23 protein-coding genes are annotated in these 16,927 nt (G+C 28.6%); all 23 read left to right on the top strand.

Annotation, left to right across the window (positions count from 1 at the left end; translation table 11 throughout):
* The first annotated feature begins 6 nt into the window (after nt 1–6).
* The 23 genes from CLV39_RS01230 (at nt 7) to CLV39_RS01340 (ending at nt 16,924) form a co-directional block, all read left to right on the top strand.
* Nucleotides 7–582 carry a Fe-S-containing hydro-lyase gene (locus CLV39_RS01230; RefSeq protein ID WP_121922413.1) on the top strand — a complete coding sequence of 192 codons (576 nt, stop codon included), beginning with the start codon at nt 7–9 and terminating at the stop codon, nt 580–582.
* Complete coding sequence (locus CLV39_RS01235) at nt 583–1,173, top strand: DUF488 domain-containing protein (RefSeq protein ID WP_121922414.1); 591 nt, start codon at nt 583–585, stop codon at nt 1,171–1,173.
* Nucleotides 1,174–1,190: 17 nt separating this feature from the next.
* Entirely contained in the window at nt 1,191–2,351 is a 1,161-nt protein-coding gene (sucC, locus tag CLV39_RS01240) for an ADP-forming succinate--CoA ligase subunit beta (protein ID WP_121922415.1), read from the top strand.
* 28 nt (nt 2,352–2,379) lie between these two features.
* Nucleotides 2,380–3,261: a succinate--CoA ligase subunit alpha gene (gene sucD, locus CLV39_RS01245; protein ID WP_121922416.1), complete on the top strand. Its 882-nt coding sequence runs from the start codon at nt 2,380–2,382 to the stop codon at nt 3,259–3,261.
* A gap of 95 nt (nt 3,262–3,356) precedes the next feature.
* Nucleotides 3,357–5,162: a 2-oxoacid:acceptor oxidoreductase subunit alpha gene (locus CLV39_RS01250; protein ID WP_121922417.1), complete on the top strand. Its 1,806-nt coding sequence runs from the start codon at nt 3,357–3,359 to the stop codon at nt 5,160–5,162.
* Between the two features lie 28 nt (nt 5,163–5,190).
* Nucleotides 5,191–6,102 carry a 2-oxoacid:ferredoxin oxidoreductase subunit beta gene (locus CLV39_RS01255; protein WP_121922418.1) on the top strand — a complete coding sequence of 304 codons (912 nt, stop codon included), beginning with the start codon at nt 5,191–5,193 and terminating at the stop codon, nt 6,100–6,102.
* A 112-nt stretch (nt 6,103–6,214) separates the two neighbouring features.
* A complete protein-coding gene (locus tag CLV39_RS01260; RefSeq protein WP_121922419.1) occupies nt 6,215–6,847 on the top strand; it encodes a pentapeptide repeat-containing protein in 633 nt (210 codons plus the stop codon).
* Nucleotides 6,848–6,896: 49 nt separating this feature from the next.
* Nucleotides 6,897–7,112: a 4Fe-4S dicluster-binding protein gene (locus CLV39_RS01265; RefSeq protein ID WP_121922420.1), complete on the top strand. Its 216-nt coding sequence runs from the start codon at nt 6,897–6,899 to the stop codon at nt 7,110–7,112.
* A gap of 63 nt (nt 7,113–7,175) precedes the next feature.
* Entirely contained in the window at nt 7,176–7,484 is a 309-nt protein-coding gene (locus tag CLV39_RS01270) for a hypothetical protein (protein WP_121922421.1), read from the top strand.
* 153 nt (nt 7,485–7,637) lie between these two features.
* The gene (gene rplS, locus CLV39_RS01275) at nt 7,638–8,057 is read left to right on the top strand and encodes a 50S ribosomal protein L19 (RefSeq protein ID WP_121922422.1); all 420 of its coding nucleotides are present in this window, start codon (nt 7,638–7,640) and stop codon (nt 8,055–8,057) included.
* Nucleotides 8,023–8,643 carry a ribonuclease HII gene (locus CLV39_RS01280; RefSeq protein WP_342769299.1) on the top strand — a complete coding sequence of 207 codons (621 nt, stop codon included), beginning with the start codon at nt 8,023–8,025 and terminating at the stop codon, nt 8,641–8,643. The genes rplS and CLV39_RS01280 overlap by 35 nt, the downstream gene beginning before the upstream one ends.
* The gene (locus CLV39_RS01285) at nt 8,636–8,980 is read left to right on the top strand and encodes a YraN family protein (protein ID WP_121922423.1); all 345 of its coding nucleotides are present in this window, start codon (nt 8,636–8,638) and stop codon (nt 8,978–8,980) included. Before CLV39_RS01280 ends, CLV39_RS01285 begins: the two co-directional genes overlap by 8 nt.
* On the top strand, nt 8,981–9,853 hold the full coding sequence (locus CLV39_RS01290; protein WP_121922424.1) for a polyprenyl synthetase family protein: 873 nt from the start codon (nt 8,981–8,983) through the stop codon (nt 9,851–9,853).
* On the top strand, nt 9,854–10,234 hold the full coding sequence (gene queF / locus CLV39_RS01295; RefSeq protein WP_121922425.1) for a preQ(1) synthase: 381 nt from the start codon (nt 9,854–9,856) through the stop codon (nt 10,232–10,234). It begins immediately after the preceding gene.
* A gap of 16 nt (nt 10,235–10,250) precedes the next feature.
* Nucleotides 10,251–10,763, top strand: coding sequence for a type 1 glutamine amidotransferase domain-containing protein (locus CLV39_RS01300; RefSeq protein WP_121922426.1), 513 nt, complete (start codon nt 10,251–10,253; stop codon nt 10,761–10,763).
* The gene (gene cmk / locus CLV39_RS01305; protein ID WP_121922427.1) at nt 10,764–11,426 is read left to right on the top strand and encodes a (d)CMP kinase; all 663 of its coding nucleotides are present in this window, start codon (nt 10,764–10,766) and stop codon (nt 11,424–11,426) included.
* Nucleotides 11,427–11,473: 47 nt separating this feature from the next.
* Nucleotides 11,474–12,292: a thioredoxin gene (trxA, locus tag CLV39_RS01310; protein ID WP_245960269.1), complete on the top strand. Its 819-nt coding sequence runs from the start codon at nt 11,474–11,476 to the stop codon at nt 12,290–12,292.
* Nucleotides 12,292–12,879, top strand: coding sequence for a LolA family protein (locus CLV39_RS01315; RefSeq protein ID WP_121922428.1), 588 nt, complete (start codon nt 12,292–12,294; stop codon nt 12,877–12,879). The genes trxA and CLV39_RS01315 overlap by 1 nt, the downstream gene beginning before the upstream one ends.
* A gap of 25 nt (nt 12,880–12,904) precedes the next feature.
* A complete protein-coding gene (locus CLV39_RS01320) occupies nt 12,905–13,816 on the top strand; it encodes a KaiC domain-containing protein (RefSeq protein WP_121922429.1) in 912 nt (303 codons plus the stop codon).
* A gap of 20 nt (nt 13,817–13,836) precedes the next feature.
* Nucleotides 13,837–14,493 carry a bacterio-opsin activator gene (locus CLV39_RS01325; RefSeq protein WP_121922430.1) on the top strand — a complete coding sequence of 219 codons (657 nt, stop codon included), beginning with the start codon at nt 13,837–13,839 and terminating at the stop codon, nt 14,491–14,493.
* Between the two features lie 199 nt (nt 14,494–14,692).
* Nucleotides 14,693–15,037 carry a hypothetical protein gene (locus CLV39_RS01330; RefSeq protein ID WP_147435390.1) on the top strand — a complete coding sequence of 115 codons (345 nt, stop codon included), beginning with the start codon at nt 14,693–14,695 and terminating at the stop codon, nt 15,035–15,037.
* Nucleotides 15,038–15,185: 148 nt separating this feature from the next.
* The gene (locus CLV39_RS01335) at nt 15,186–15,662 is read left to right on the top strand and encodes a hypothetical protein (RefSeq protein ID WP_121922432.1); all 477 of its coding nucleotides are present in this window, start codon (nt 15,186–15,188) and stop codon (nt 15,660–15,662) included.
* Nucleotides 15,659–16,924, top strand: coding sequence for a PelD GGDEF domain-containing protein (locus CLV39_RS01340; RefSeq protein WP_121922433.1), 1,266 nt, complete (start codon nt 15,659–15,661; stop codon nt 16,922–16,924). The genes CLV39_RS01335 and CLV39_RS01340 overlap by 4 nt, the downstream gene beginning before the upstream one ends.
* The last annotated feature ends 3 nt before the right edge of the window (nt 16,925–16,927 follow it).

Genomic DNA, 16,927 nt, shown 5'->3' on the forward strand with positions numbered 1-16,927 from the left:
AAGGAAATGAGTGAAGTAAAAAGAATTACAACACCTTTAACAGATGAAATAATAGAAAGTTTAAAAGTTGGAGATAGGGTTTTACTAAATGGAGTAGTTTATACTGCAAGAGATGCTGCTCATAAAAGAATGCTTGAAGAGTTTGAAAAAACTGGGAAATTCCCTTTTGATATAAAAGGGCAAGTAATTTATTATGTAGGACCTACTCCTCCAAAGCCTGGCCAAGTTATAGGTTCAGCAGGACCAACAACTGCATATAGAATGGATAAATATACTCCAAAATTACATGAACTTGGATTAAAAGCAACTATTGGTAAAGGATGGAGAGGACCTGAAGTAAAAGAAGCTTTAAAAAGATATAAAGCAGTTTATTTTGCTGCATATGGAGGAACAGCAGCACTTCTTTCAAAACATATTACATCTGCAGAAATTATAGCTTATGAAGATTTAGGACCAGAAGCTATAAGAAAACTAACTTTTAAAGATTTTCCAGTTATTGTTGCAAATGATATTTACGGCGGAGATATTTTCCAAGAGGGACAATCAAAATACAGGAAATTAGACCTTAACTGCCAACTATAAATGCTATTTACCGTAGGCTATTCCTCTTTTTTTGAGGTAGAAAAGCTTATAAATAAGTTAAAGGATAATAATATTTCTATTTTAATAGATATTAGGACATTTCCATATTCTAATGCTTTTCCCCAATACAATAAAGAAAATTTAGAGAAAGTTTTTCACTATAAGTTCTTAGGAGATTATGTTGGAGGACTTAAAATAAAAAACAGAGTAAAAGAGGGAATAAATAGCTTAAAAGATTTACTTACAGATGAAAAAATAAAGAAAGGTATTAACTATCTTTATAAATTATCAAAAAATGAAAACATTGCAATAATGTGTGCAGAAAAATCCCCTTTTGATTGTCATAGATTTTTAGCAGTAGCTAGTTTATTGCATTTATATACAGATTTAGAAGTTAAAAATATTATTGAAGATAAGCTCTTTTCTTTTGAAGAAACTATAAATTGGTGGAAAGAAAAAGAAAATCTTAAATCTTTAAATTTAAATACTGAAAGATTACTAATACAAAGATTAAATAAACTTTACAAAATAGATAATAAAAGGGAAGAAAAATTCCCTTCTAAAATAGAAACTTTAAAGTTATTTAATTAAAAATAGGAGGAAGTCAGATGAAAGTACATGAGCATCAGGCAAAAGAGATATTTAGGAAATATGGACTTCCAGTTCCACAAGGATATCCTGCTTTTACAGTAGATGAAGCTTGCGCAGTAGCAGAAAAACTTGGTAAATTTCCAGTGGTAGTTAAAGCTCAGGTTCACGCAGGTGGAAGAGGAAAAGCAGGTGGTGTAAAAATAGCTAAAAATATAGAGGAAGTTCAAAAATATGCAGCAGAACTACTTGGTAAAACATTAGTAACTTTCCAAACAGGACCAGAAGGACTTCCTGTAAGTAGACTTTATATAGAAGAAGCAACAAATATTGATAAAGAGTATTATGTTGCTATTACCCTTGATAGAAGTAAATCAAAACTGATAATAATGGCTTCAGCAGAAGGTGGAATGGAAATTGAAGAAGTAGCAGCTACAAAACCGGAAGCAATAATTACAGAAGAAATAGATCCATTCTTAGGTTTAAGACCTTTCCAAGCAAGAGAAATTGCATTAAAACTTGGATTTCCTAAAAATCTTATAAATAAAGTAGCATCAGTATTTTTAAAACTTTATGATGTTTATATGAAAGAAGATGCATCTATGGTAGAAATAAATCCTCTTGTTTTAACTAAAGAAGGAAACATTGTAGTTCTTGATGCAAAGGTTGATTTTGATGATAATGCATTGTTTAGACATCCAGATATTATGGAAATGGAAGATCCAACCCAAGAATCAGAATTAGAAGTAAAAGCAAAACAGTATCATCTTAATTATATAAAACTTGATGGAAATATAGCATGTATGGTTAATGGAGCAGGTCTTGCAATGGCAACAATGGACACAATTAAACTTGCTGGTGGAGAACCTGCAAACTTCTTAGATGTAGGTGGTTCAGCTAATGCAGAGCAGATAGCTAATGCATTTAAAATTATCTTATCTGATCCTAATGTGAAAGCAATATTTATCAATATATTTGGTGGAATTTTAAGATGTGATAGACTTGCAGAAGGAATTATTACTGCATCAAAAGAAGTAAAACCTCATGTTCCTATAGTAGTTAGAATGGAAGGTACTAATGTTGAACTTGGAAAGAAAATGCTTGAAGAAAGTGGACTTAATTTAATTACTGCAGATACAATGTGGGAAGGTGCTGTAAAAGCAGTTGAAGCTGCAAAATAATAAAGAAATAGGTTAGGAGGTAATATAAATGAGTGTATTAGTAAATAAAGATACCAAAGTAATTGTTCAAGGAATTACAGGTAGAGAAGGTTCTTTCCATGCTACTCAATGTAAAGCTTATGGTACACAAGTAGTTGGTGGAGTAACTCCAGGAAAAGGTGGACAAGAAGTAGAAGGTATCCCAGTTTTTGATTCTGTAAAAGAAGCAGTAGATAATACTGGAGCAGATTGCTCTTTAATTTTTGTTCCTCCTCCATTTGCAGCTGATGCTATCTTAGAAGCAGTAGATGCAGGAATAAAAACAGTTATCTGTATTACAGAAGGAATTCCAGTAAATGATATGATACCTGTTAAAAATTACATAAAAACATACTATCCAGATACAGTATTAATTGGACCTAACTGTCCAGGTGTAATTACTCCAGAAGAAGCAAAAATAGGAATAATGCCGGGACATATATTTAAAAAAGGAAAAGTTGGGCTTGTATCAAGATCAGGAACTTTAACATATGAAGCTGCTTACCAATTAACTCAAAGAGGAATAGGACAATCAACAGCTATTGGGATAGGTGGAGATCCTGTGCCAGGAACAGTATTTACAGACGTATTAAAATGGTTCCAAGAAGATCCAGAAACTGAAGCCATAGTTATGATTGGAGAAATTGGAGGAACAGCAGAAGAAGAAGCAGCTGAATTTATAAAACAAAATGTTACAAAACCAGTAGTAGCATACATAGCAGGGGTAACAGCACCTCCAGGAAAAAGAATGGGACATGCAGGAGCTATTATTGCAGGTGGAAAAGGAACAGCAGAAGAAAAATATAAGGCTTTAGAGTCTGCTGGAGTTACTACAGTAAAAAATATATCAACAATAGGTGAGGTAGTAGAAGAAATATTAAATAAATCATAGATGAAAAATTCAAACGCTGTTATATTTTATTTGACGAAATTTTCAAACAGTGTTATATTTTTAAGTAAGTAAATTTAAAAAAGGAGGACAAAAAGATGGCGTCTTTTGATTTAACTGTAAAATATGCAGGTGAAGGTGGAGAAGGTGTTATATCTTCTGGTGATTTTACAATGAAAGCAGCAGCAAAAATGGGATATGAAGTTGTAACCTTTAAATCTTTTCCTGCAGAGATAAAAGGTGGATATGCTTTATCTCAAGTAAGAATGTCTGATGAAAAGATATTATCTCAAGGTGATGGATTTGATATTCTTGTTGCATTTAATGGTGAGGCTTACGAAGTAAACAAGCCATTACTTAGAGAAGGAACAGTATTAATCTGGGATGGCCCAGAAGGTGGAGATTTTGAACCTGAATTTGAAGAATTAGAAAAGAAAGGAGTAATTATGTATGCTGTTCCAATGTCTCAACTTGCTAAAAAAGAAGTTGGTGCTTATATAACTAAAAACGTTATAGCAATGGCAGCTACATTTGAGTTAATAGGAATGCCTATAGAGCTTTTAAAAGAAGAAATAGTTGCTAAATTTTCTAAAAAAGGACAAGAAGTTATAGATTTGAACTTTAAAGCTATAGAAGTAGCTCAAAAATATGTAAAGGAAAATATCAAAAAAGTAGATCCATATAAAGTACCTGGACCATTACCTAAGAAAGATGTAATAATTGTAGAAGGTAATGAAGCAATAGCACTTGGTGCACTTGCAGCAGGTGTTAAAGTATATGCAGCATATCCTATTACTCCAGCTACAACAGTTGGAAACTATTTAGCTCCTCATATATTAAAAACAGGTGGATATGTATACCAAGCTGAAGATGAAATATCTTCAATGGCAATAGTAATTGGAGCATCTTTCTCTGGTGTTAAAGCAATGACTGCAACTTCAGGACCTGGTATATCTTTAATGCAAGAGCTTATAGGACTTGCATCTATGACAGAAATACCAGCAGTTATAGTTGATGTTCAAAGGGGTGGACCTTCTACAGGAATGCCAACTAAACATGATCAAGCAGATCTTTTTGCAGCAGCGCTTGGCGGACATGGTGATGATCAAAGAGTAGTACTTGCTCCAACAAATGTTGAAGAAAATTTCTATTTAACAGTAGAAGCATTTAATTTATCAGAAAGATATCAATTACCAGTATTACTTTTAACAGATGCATCATTATCTTTAAGGGCTGAAGCAATACCTACTCCAGATATAAATAAAATTAAAGAAAACTTAATAGAAAGACCAATTGTTAGAAAAGGAGAAGTTTCTCCAGAAGAATTAGAAAACTTATTCAGATATAAAATTACAGATACTGGAATATCTCCTTTCTTAGCACCAGGCGAATCACCAAAACCATATACTGCTACAGGACTTGAACACGGGGAAAACTCTTATCCAAGAACAACTCCTAAAGAAAGAACAGAAATGATGGATAAAAGATTTAGAAAAATTAAAAACATAGAAGATGAGAATCCACATTTAGTTGAATGGGATTTAGGAGATTTACAAGAAGGAGAAAAAGCAGATATTACTATAATTACGTGGGGATTAACTGCATCTATTGCAAAAGAAGCAATACAAAGACTTAGAAATAAAGGAATAAAAGTAGCAGCATTATATCCAAAATTAATATATCCTTTACCAGCAAAAGCTGTTGAAAAAGCTGCTTCTATGTCAGACATTGTTTTAGTTCCAGAAGCTAACTATATGGGACACTTAGCTAAATTTATAAGAATGTTCTCTTCAGTACCTGCAGAAAAAATTGTTCAATATAACATTTATAGAGGAGAGCCATTCATACCTAAGGAAATAGAAGAAAAAGTTGAAGAAATACTTGGTAAAAAAGTACAAGCTTAATAAAAATTTAAATTAGGAGGTAATAAAAATGGATATACAATATGTAAGATTGGAAGAAAAACTTCCACCAAGAGAATATAAATCAAGCCTTGAATCTACATGGTGTCCAGGTTGCGGTGATTTTGGAGTAGTTACTGCATTAACAAGAGCTTTTTCTGATGAAAAACTTGATCCTACAGCATTATCATTAGTGTCAGGAATTGGATGTTCTTCAAGACTTCCTCTTTGGATGAATGCTTTTGGATTACATTCATGTCATGGTAGAGCAGTTCCTGCAGCGGTTGGTGCAAGACTTGCTAAGCCAGAAGTTCCTGTAATAGTAACTGCAGGTGATGGAGATTTATTCTCAATAGGTATGGAACACTTTCCACATGCAGCAAGAAGAAATTTTGATATGGTTGTTATTTCTATGGACAATAGAATGTATGCATTAACAAAAAATCAAGTTTCACCAACATCAAGAACAGGATATAAAGGATCATTGACACCTTACGGAAACCTTGATAATCCTTTCAATGTAATTAACTTTGCAATTGCATCAGGAGCAACTTTTGTAGCTCAAACATATGCAGGAAATCCTAAACATATGACAGAGATTATAGAAGCTGCTATTGAACATAAAGGATTTGCGTTTGTAAATATACTTTCTCCTTGTCCAACTTATAACAAGTTAGATACATTTAAGTTTTATAAAGGAAGATTAGTAGATATAAATAAAGAGTTAGGGCATGATCCTTCAGATAAACAAAAAGCTATGGAACTTGCTGAACATGATTATGATGCTGACTATAATCCAGATGCTAAAGTACCTATAGGAATTTTCTATAAAACAGAAGAAATACCTACTTTTGAAGAAAAAGTAGAAGCTCTTAAAGAAAAATATAAACCTGAAAATCCTGAAACTGTATGGGATGATATCCTTTCTAACTATAAAGTTTAATTAAAAAGCCCCAAAAATGGGGCTTTTTTTTATTTTATGCTCAACATCATTGGATATTTAACAAAGAATCATAAAATATTTTTAGTATCCTAAATTTTGAGGTAATTTAAGTATGGAAACATTTACTAAACAGCAAGTAGAAGAACTTATAAAAAAAGGTGAAGATCTAAAAGGATATGACTTTTCTTTTGCAGAGCTTGAAGGGATAGATTTCTCAAATCTGGATCTTTCAAATACATCTTTTACTGGTGCCAATTTAAGAAATGCTAAATTTGAAAACTGTAAAATGGATAATGTTTTTATCGCAGATGCAGATTTAGAAAATGTAAGTTTTAAAAATAGTCAGATAACAAGAAGTGTATTTCAAAGGGTAAATTTAAAAAATGCAAACTTTGAAAATACTAATTTAGAAAGAACACAAATAATGGTATCAGATTTAAGAAATGCTAATTTTAAAAATGCATTTATGGTAGCTACTCGTTTTGAAGATAGTAATTTACAAGAAGCTAACTTTGATAATGCAGATATGAGATATTCTAATTTTAGAGGAGCAGATTTACAAAAAGCAAGTTTTATAAAAACAAAATTTAGTAATAGTGATTTTAGGAAAACAAAACTTAGTGGTGCTTGGTTTGAGAATGTAGAAGCTGAAAATGTTCTTATATATGGAAGAAAACCTTGGCTTGAAGGATCAAAAGCAGATGTGAGATATGATGAAATTTTACCAAGAAATTATGGAGATTAAACAAATTAACTGTTATAATAGTTTTCTAGAAAAAATAGGAGGTTGAAATATGTATTACGTAGCTAAAGTAGATCAAGAAAAATGCGCAACTTATAACTGTAGACAGTGTACATTATTCTGTCCAGAAGCAAATACATTAATGTTTGATGAAGATAAAAATGCAGCATATGTAGTTGAAGATAGATGTAAAGGTTGTGCTTTATGTGTTTATGTATGTTCTGATTTATTAAAAAGAGATTGTATCACAATGGAAATGGTAACATAAATGCTTTAGTCTTAGGAGATAGAAAATCTATCTCCTATTTAATAAAAAATGGAGGGTTTAATTATGGAAAAAGAATTAAAAGAAAAACTTCAAAAAGTAGTAGAACTTGTAAAAAAAGATATGGCTAATCCAGATATAGATATAGAATTTTGCATACCTGAAGTTGAAATGGATTCATCATCTTGTAATGTAAATAAAGAACCATATATCTCTGTAAAGTACACAATAGAAGAAGGCGATGTACATGAAAGAAAAATAAAGATAAGAAGAAAATATACTCAAATGGAACCAGAAGATCTTGCTAATTTAATCACATTTTATATTGAACAATTCATAGAAGAAATAGATTCTGTAGAGTACGGTGGAGAGTAAAATAACTCTCCTCTTTTGTCTAAAATTATCTATTTATTTCAAGAAATAAAAATCTAAATCTTTTTATCCCATAAGATATTATTCCAACAAATTTGTAAATTATTTAAGTTTGTTATAAAATATTTTTTTGTCAAAATTTCATGGAGGAAAGAAATGAGTAGTGCATTAATTAGAGAGATAGAAGAAAAATACCTTGAAAATACTAAAGATTGGCCAGAATTTAGAGTTGGAGATACAATTAGAGTTCATGTAAAAATTGAAGAAAGAGGAAAAGAAAGAATACAGGTTTTTGAAGGAGCAGTAATAAGAATAAAAGGAAGTGGAACAGGAAAAACATTTACAGTAAGAAAAGTTTCTTATGGAGTAGGAATGGAAAGAACTTTCCCATGGGGATGTCCTTCAATAGCAAAAATAGAAGTTGCTAAAAGAGGTAAAGTTAGAAGGGCTAAACTTTATTATCTTAGAGAAAGAAAAGGTAAAGCAGCAAGAATTAAAGAAATTAAAGAATGGGAGCTCAAAAAAAGAGCTGCAGAATCAGCTGCTGCTAAAGAATCTAAAGAAGAAAATCAATAAATATATGTTTGAGATTGAAAAATCTCTATATGATAAAGGATTTAAAAAATTAGTTGGAATAGATGAAGCAGGAAGGGGACCTTTAGCAGGTCCCGTTGTCTCTGCTGCTGTTATATTTCCACAAAATATAGATATTTTCATAGAAAAAGACTCCAAAAAATTATCTCCTAAGAAAAGAGAGACCTTATTTGAAGAGATAAGAAAAAAAGCAGTTTCTATTGGAATTGGAGTAGTTGACTCTGAAGAAATAGATAGAATTAATATTTATAATGCAACAAAACTTGCTATGAAAAGAGCATTATTCAGTCTAAAATCAGATTTTGATTATATTATTACTGATTATATTAAATTTGATCCATATCCTCACATATCAATAAAAAAAGCAGATGAAAAAAGTATATCTGTTGCTGCTGCATCAATAATTGCAAAAGTTTATAGAGATAAAATAATGGAACATTTTTCAAAAATTTATCCTCACTCTTTTGAAAGACATAAAGGATATCCTACTAAACTACATATTCAAGAAATAAAAGAGTATGGTATAACTCCAATTCACAGAAAAAGTTTTAGATTAAATTATGAATAAAAGACATATTGGCAAAGAAAAAGAAAACATTGCTAAAGAATATTTGAAAAACAAAGGGTATCAAATATTAGCAACAAATTTTTATTCAAAGTTTGGAGAAATAGATATTATAGCCAAAGATAAAAACACTCTTGTCTTTATTGAAGTAAGAAGTAAAAGTTATGAAGCCTTTGGGCTACCTGAGGAAACAATAGATAAACCAAAAATACAAAAGATAATTAAAACTGCACAGCTTTTTATAGAAAAAGAAAATATAGATTATGATGAAATAAGATTTGATGTAATATCTATCTTAAATGATAAAATAAATCATATAGAAAGTGCTTTTGAGGTTTAAATGGATATTAAACAGTATCTTAAAACTCAGGCTGAGTTTATAAATCAAAAGCTTGAAAATCAATTAAAAGAAGGTATCCCACAAAAATTATTTGATTCAATGCATTATAGTCTTAATGCAGGTGGAAAAAGAATAAGGCCTATTCTTGTTTTAGAAAGTGCTAAAGTTTGTGGTAAAGAAAATGTCGCGGATATTTTAGATATAGCTTTAGCAGTTGAGATGATACATACATATTCTTTAATACATGATGATCTTCCTTCTATGGATAATGATGATTTAAGAAGAGGAAAACCTACAAATCATAAAGTTTTTGGAGAAGCTATCGCAATTCTTGCAGGAGATGGCCTTTTAACTTATGCATTTGAGAAAATATCATCTATAAAAAATATTCCAGCGGAAAAATTAGTTAGAATAATTAACATTCTATCTCATAATGTTGGTATTTATGGAATGATAGCAGGTCAAGCAGCAGATATTTTAGCAGAAAAAGAAAAAAGCTTTACAGATATTAAATTCATCCATGAAAATAAGACTACTAAATTTATAATGGCTTGCTGTCAAATTGGAGCTATTTTAGCAGATGCAGAAGATACAAAAGAAAAAGCATTAAAAGAGTATGGATATAATATAGGAATGGCTTTTCAGATATGGGATGATATACTAGATGAAATAGGAGAAACTGAAAAACTTGGTAAAACTGTTGGTAAAGATAAAGAAAACAATAAACTTACATATACATCTATTTATGGAATTGAAAAATCAAAAGAGATAGCAAAAAAACATATAGAAAAAGCATTAAAAAGTATTGAAATTTTTGAAAATAAAGAAATTTTAGAAAAGTTAGCAAAATATATAATAAGTAGAGAGGTATAAATGGAAAACTTAAAATATGGTGAAAAAGAGATTTTAGAAGCAAAGTTAGAACCTTGGGAAAATCCATATCCAGATAGAAACTATACAATAGATATTACATTTCCTGAATTTTCTTGTTTATGTCCTCGCTCTGGATATCCAGATTATGCAACAATAAAAATAAGATATATTCCAGATAAAACTATTGTAGAGTTAAAATCTTTAAAACTTTATCTTAATAAATATAGAAACCAGTATATATCCCATGAAGAAGCAACAAATAAGATATACGATGATTTATATAATTTATTAAAACCAAGATTTTTAGAAGTTATTGGAGATTGGAATCCAAGAGGTAATGTTAAAACTATAATTAAAGTTTCTTCAGAAGAAAATAAATAAATTATGGAGGATTAAAATGAAACGTATAGCTTTATTACTTGAAAATTTTGTTGAAGAAGTTGAATTTATATATCCTTTATACAGATTTAAAGAAGAAAAATTTAATATAACTGTTCTTTCGCCAAAGGTTGGTGAATTTAAAGGCAAAAATGGATTAACTTTTTTTTCAAATCAACAAATAGAACCAAATAGAGCTAAAGAATTTGATGCAGTTTTTATTCCAGGAGGTTATGCCCCTGATAGATTTAGAAGAGATAAAGAAACCGTAGATTTTATAAGAAATATGTATAAAGAAAATAAGATAATAGGAGCTATATGTCATGCTCCATGGGTCTTAATATCTGCAGGAATTATCAAAGGTAAAAAAATTACCGGTTTCTTTTCAATAAAAGATGATATAAAGAATGCAGGAGCTATATATACAGGAAATCCAGTAGAAATAGACGGAAACATAATAACAGGAACAGATCCAAAAGCTATGCCTGAAATGGTAAAAGTATTTATAAAAAAATTAAATGGAGAATTATAAATGATTATAGCAATAGATGGGCCTGCAGGTGCTGGAAAAAGCACAGTAGCAAAAATATTAGCAGAAAAAATAGGATGTACCTATATAAATACAGGAGCAATGTATAGAGCAGTTGCTTATAAACTACTTCAAATAGGTGGAAAATTTACAGAAGAGGATTTAAAAAATATTCTTGAAAATATATCTATATCCCTTGATAAAGATAAAGTCTTACTTGATGGAGAGGATATCTCAGACAAAATAAAAGATGAAAAAGTTTCTAAAATGGCTTCTAAGATAGCCACCATAAAAATAGTTAGAGAAAAACTTGTTGAAAAACAAAGACAGATGGCAAAAGAAAAAGAATGTGTTGTAATGGAAGGAAGAGATATAGGAACAGTTGTTTTCCCAAATGCAGATATAAAAATATTTTTAACTGCTACAGCTGAAGAAAGAGCAAAAAGAAGATATGAAGAACTAAAGGCAAAAGGATTTAATATTCCTTATGAGCATTTATTAGAGAAAATAAAAGAAAGAGACAAAATAGATAGTACTAGAAAAATAGCACCATTAAAGCCAACAAAAGAGCATATAGTAATTGATACTACTGATAAAAGTATTGAAGAAGTTATTGAAGAGATAACAGATATTATAAAAAAAGTCAACCTTGAAAAAATAAATTAAAAGTAGATATTATTATATATTAATATAATACTTAAGGAGGTTTTATATTGGCTAATATATATGATGTAACTGATGAAAATTTTGAAGAAATAGTTATAGAAAAATCTTATGAAAAACCTGTTTTAGTAGATTTTTGGGCTCAATGGTGTGGGCCATGTAAAGCATTAAAACCATTACTTGAAAAACTTGCCTCTGAATATGATTATATCCTTGCAAAAATTAATGTTGATGAAAATCCACATATAGCTCAAGAGTTTGGAGTTCAAGGAATTCCAGATGTTAAATTATTTAAGGATGGTAAAGTAATTGATCAATTTGTTGGAGCTTATCCAGAACCAAAATTAAGAGATTTCTTAGAAAAACATATCAAATCTAAAGTACAACAAAAATTAGATGAAGCTAAAATACTTATTTTAGATGGTAAGGTAAAAGAAGCAGAAGAATTATTTAAACAGCTTTTAAAAGATTATCCGGAAAATAAAGCTCTTGTTATTGAAGCAGCTAAATTTTTCATAAATGAAGGGAAAATAGATGAAGCTTTAAAAATTTTAGATACTATTAAAGAATATCACAAAGAATATTATATCCAAGCTCAAGCCTTAAAAGAGATAGCTAAGCTTAAAGAAGCTTGTGATAATTTAAAAGAAGAAACCCAGTTAGATAAGCTTTATAAAAAGGCAGCTTGTGAAACAGTGAATGGAAATTATGAAGAAGCTTTAAAACATTTTCTACAGATAGTTCAGCTAGATAAAAATTATAAAGATGAAGCAGGAAGAAAAGGAATGATAACAATATTTAATATTCTTGGGGAAAGACATCCACTAACTAAGGAATACAGAAAAAAACTTGCAATGGCTTTATACTAATGGCTAAAATACTTTTAATCCTTCTTATTCCTTTTTTTTCTTTTGCTAATGAAAGCTTAAATTTAGAAAAAATAATAAAAAAATATTCAAATAGTAAAATAGAGTTTAAACAAATTTCATACATAAAAGAACTAAATGAAAAACAAGAATTTGCAGGAATTATTTATTTAAAAAGTCCTAAATTTAAAGTTGTTTATACAAAGCCTTACAAACAAGTTATATTTTCAAAAGAAAATAAAATATTCATATATTCACCAGATGAAAACCAAGTAATAATAACTGATAAAAATAAAGATTTATTTATACTTACCTTAGTAAAGATTTTATCAGGAAAAGAAAAATTATCTAATTATTTTTATATAAATAAAAAAAATGAAACTTATGTTTTAACTGCTAAGGAAAAATTTATCAAAAAATTTAAACTGAAAAAAATGGAAATAGGATTTAAAAATAATGATATTGAAAAAATTATAATTTATGATACCATAGGAAACAAAATAATTTTTAAAATAATTAATGTTGAATTTGAAAAAAGTTTTGATATAAATTATATCTTGCCAAAAGATGTAGAAGTAATTAATTATTAATAATAAAAATAAATGGAGAAGGGATATGACAGATAAATATGGTAAAAGTAGTTGGTATAAGAGAACTTGGACAGAAGCAGAAAACGAAGATTTTAAGCCAAAAGTAGTAAAAGAAGGTGTATTAATCGGCAGTCATGCCCTTGCAAAAGCACCGAAGATTTATGGTGTACCTACAGGAGTAGAAGGTTTAGATGATTTATTTTTCATAACAGAGATAGAAAATGGAAAACCTGTTAAAAAAAACTTAGGAGGAATACCTGCTTATTCTGTTTTTAATATTACAGGTGTAAATGATACAGGAAAGTCTTTAATGGTAGAACAGTTTACTGTTAAACAAGCTCAAAGAGGTGAAAAAGTTATATTTGTTACTGTAGAAACTCCTGCAAATTTTGCTATATCATCTATACAGATGAGAGCTCAGGCTATGGGCTATGATTTTTCAAAAATAGAAGATAATATTATCTTAATAGATGCAGCATCTCATGTATCATTAAGGGAAAACATACCAAATTTAACAGCTACTATGGAATATGCAATAAAAGAGTATGGAGCAAAATTCGTAGTTATTGATTCTGTGACAGGGTTATTTGAAAATCTAGAGATGAAAGCAAGAGGTATAGTAAGAAGACTATATAGTTTTATGAAAGAACATAAACAAACTGCCCTTTTTGTTTCTCAAAAAAGAAGTGGACATGAAGATTTAAGCTCAGAAGCAGCAGGTGGCTATGCAGTAGGACATATTGTTGATGGAACAATGGTTCTTGCAAAAGAGATTATTATGACAACTTATCAAGCTAAAATATATAAAAAACCTATTGGTGAAATTGTACGATTATTCCGTATAGATGGATGTCGTATGTCTGGACATGATACAAAAACTCATTATCTTGAAATAACAGAAACAGGTTTAGTAAGAATATTAGAACCATTAAGTTAAAATAAAAAGGAGGGTTTGATATGGTTATAGAACTAAAACCACAAGTGGATGAAAGTGAGCTTGAATCTTTAGTAGCTCGTGTATTTTTTAAATCTATTGATTTATTAGGAGGTCTTACAAAGCTTGCAGAATATCGTACACTTACTTGGCTTCCATCTTTAGCTCGTGCTGCTTATGCAGTTGTTTTAAGTGATAAATACTTTTATACAGAAGAAGAAATTGCAGAAAAAGTGGGGCTTACTAAAAATACAGTTCGTAATATATTAAGGGCTGATCCAGAGCTTGCACTTTATAAAGTTCAACATATAGATGAGCTAACATCAGAAGAGAAAAAAGAGTTAAGAGTACACACTGCTGGAGGTATTGCTAAACTTGCTTACAGAATGATTAAAGAAGGCCAAGAAGCCCAAAGCTTATTACAGTTCTGTCAACAAATGACAGAGCAAGCAGTACAAGTAGTTTGTGAAGCTCCATGGCCTTATTTAGTATTAAAACAACTTAGAGGTATAAAATATCCAATTACAAAACCTGAAGAAATAGCTGAAAAACTTAAAGGTATAAAAGCACAAGGTTTAGAAATCTCTGAAATTGTTGAGCATATAAATTATCCAATTAATACACCTGCATTGCTTTTACATGAAATCCATGAGTATTTACAAAAACAAGAATTAGTATAAAAAATTTTAAGGGTTCTACTTGAACCCTTTTTCTATTATTTTATATTTGATATACTTAAAATAAATATATTCCTAAAGAGGATAATTATGAAATTTAATTACGGCAAAACCATTCTTCTTGGAATTATATTATTTACATTATTTACAATATCCTCATTTTTTTTTCTTACCTACTAAGTATAGTGTTTCTTTTGCAATAATGGATATAGCCGTTATAGTTTTTGCATTTTTAGTTTGGCTTAATGATAAATATTATAATGAACAAATTAGTATTAGAGTTTTTTCCATAGCAGATAAAAAATTTATAGAAGATGTTATTGTTAGACAGATGAATATGCATGGTATTTCTAATATTGTAAGAAAAGAGAACAAAATTGAGTTTTACAAAGGAAAAAATAAAGCAGGTGAAGTTAGATATAAATTAGATGAAAAAGGTAATCCACTTTACATTGATAAAAAATGGGTTATAGAAGTAGAAGCTCCTGAATATATTCTTCATAATATAGATCATGAACTTTGGAGTTTAATAGGAACAAAACAGTAAATATAACTAAAAAATTTTAACAATTATTCGATAATTTTAAAAAAGTATCAAATGTGATTTTTCATTATAAATGATATAATATTAAATATAATAAATAATGTTAAATATAATTATGGTAAATAAAAATTTAGTTAAAAAAGGAGTTATTATGAAAAAATCTTTTTTTACAATATTATTAATATTTTTTTCGTTTTATTTATTATCTTGTTCTTCAGTAAAAGAAAATATAAAAGTAGGGAAATTACCTAAAAAAGGAATTATTGTTGTTTACCCTTTTGAAAACTTCTCTCAAACTCCTTATGCAGGTGTGAAAGCAGCTTCTTTAACAAAGGGGATTTTATTAAGTAAAGGTTTTAAAGTAGTAGATGGTTATATTTTTGATGGTGAAAATATAAAATTAAAAAGCATTAAAAATTTTGATTATAAATTAACTGGTAAAGTAATAGAATGGAGATATAAAACAGGAATAGATGGTGAACCTGCAGTTAGTTTGTATATACAAATTAAAAATAAAAATGGACATTTAATATGGTCTGCTACTGGATCAAAATCACAATGGGGACATAAATCTGTATCTTTAACAGCTCAAGAATTAATAGATGAGCTTGTTAGTAAAAGTAAATGAAAGAAAGTTTAAAATCAAATATAAAAATAAATTTTAAAAGTTTAAAAGATATTTCTGTTATTTTTGAAATAATTGTAATATTTGTTGTATCTTTTTCTATAGGATATATTTTAAATAATCAAGATCCTCTATTTATAAAAACCTCTAATTTTAATTATTTTTATATACCTATTTTGGTTTTATCTTTATTTTATGGTATGGGTGCTGGATTATTGTTACTATTTTTACTTACTATTTCTGGTTTTATTTATTTAAAAGAGTTTCCTGAATTTTTTTTCTTAAATGGTTTGATGCTTTCTTTAATTTCAGGAGAATTTTATTTTTATTGGCGAAAAAAAATAGAATCAATAGAGTCTAAAGCAACATATTTAGAGGAAAAATTAAGAGAAATAGGTATAGCTGCACATACAATCAGAATATCTCATGATATATTGGAAAAAAGCTATATATCAAAACCTTATACAATAAGAGCTGTTTTACATAAAATACAAAAAGAAGAAAATATAGAAAATTTTTTTAAATTCATATCAAATCAATTTTTTGTAGAAAGTTTTGTCTATGTGGAGTATGATTCTGAAAAAGAAGAAATAAAAAATGTGTATCCTTTTAATTCAGATAAAAAAAAGATAGATTTAGAGCATCCTTTGATTCAAAAAATGTTATTTTTGCAAGAGATTGTATATATAAAAGATATGATAGATATAAAAAATATAGATTATATAGCTACCATTCCTATATTTGATATTAATGAAAAATTAAAAGCATTTTTTTTAATAGAACATATACCATTTATCCATTATAATATTGAAAATCTACTTTCTATACAGCTTGTTTCTCAGTATTTTTTATTTAATATAGCTAAACAAAAAGAAATTGAAGCTATTAGTAAAGAGAATATATTACCTGAATATATTCCATCTGATTTTAAATATGAAATATTTAAACTACGTAAATTAAAAAAAATTTCAGATGTAGATTCTTCTATTGTAATAATAGAAGTAAAAAGTAGTTATTCTTCAATAATAGATAACTTCTTAGGACAAAGCCTTAGAGCTTTAGATTTTTATACAAAAATAGAAAATAAAGAGAATAATATTTTTATAATTGTCCTTCCCTTAATTGCTAAGGAAGGAGGTATTGGATTTATAAATAGATTATATGAGCAATTTGATTTTTTAGACCATAAATATAAATATTTTGTTTTTAATATTAAAGATTTAAATAAAGTGAATGAAATTTTAAATAATTTGGTAAAAGGATAAAAT

Origin of the sequence: Hydrogenothermus marinus (assembly GCF_003688665.1) — a bacterium.
In the GTDB taxonomy this organism is placed as follows: Bacteria; Aquificota; Aquificia; order Aquificales; family Hydrogenothermaceae; genus Hydrogenothermus; species Hydrogenothermus marinus.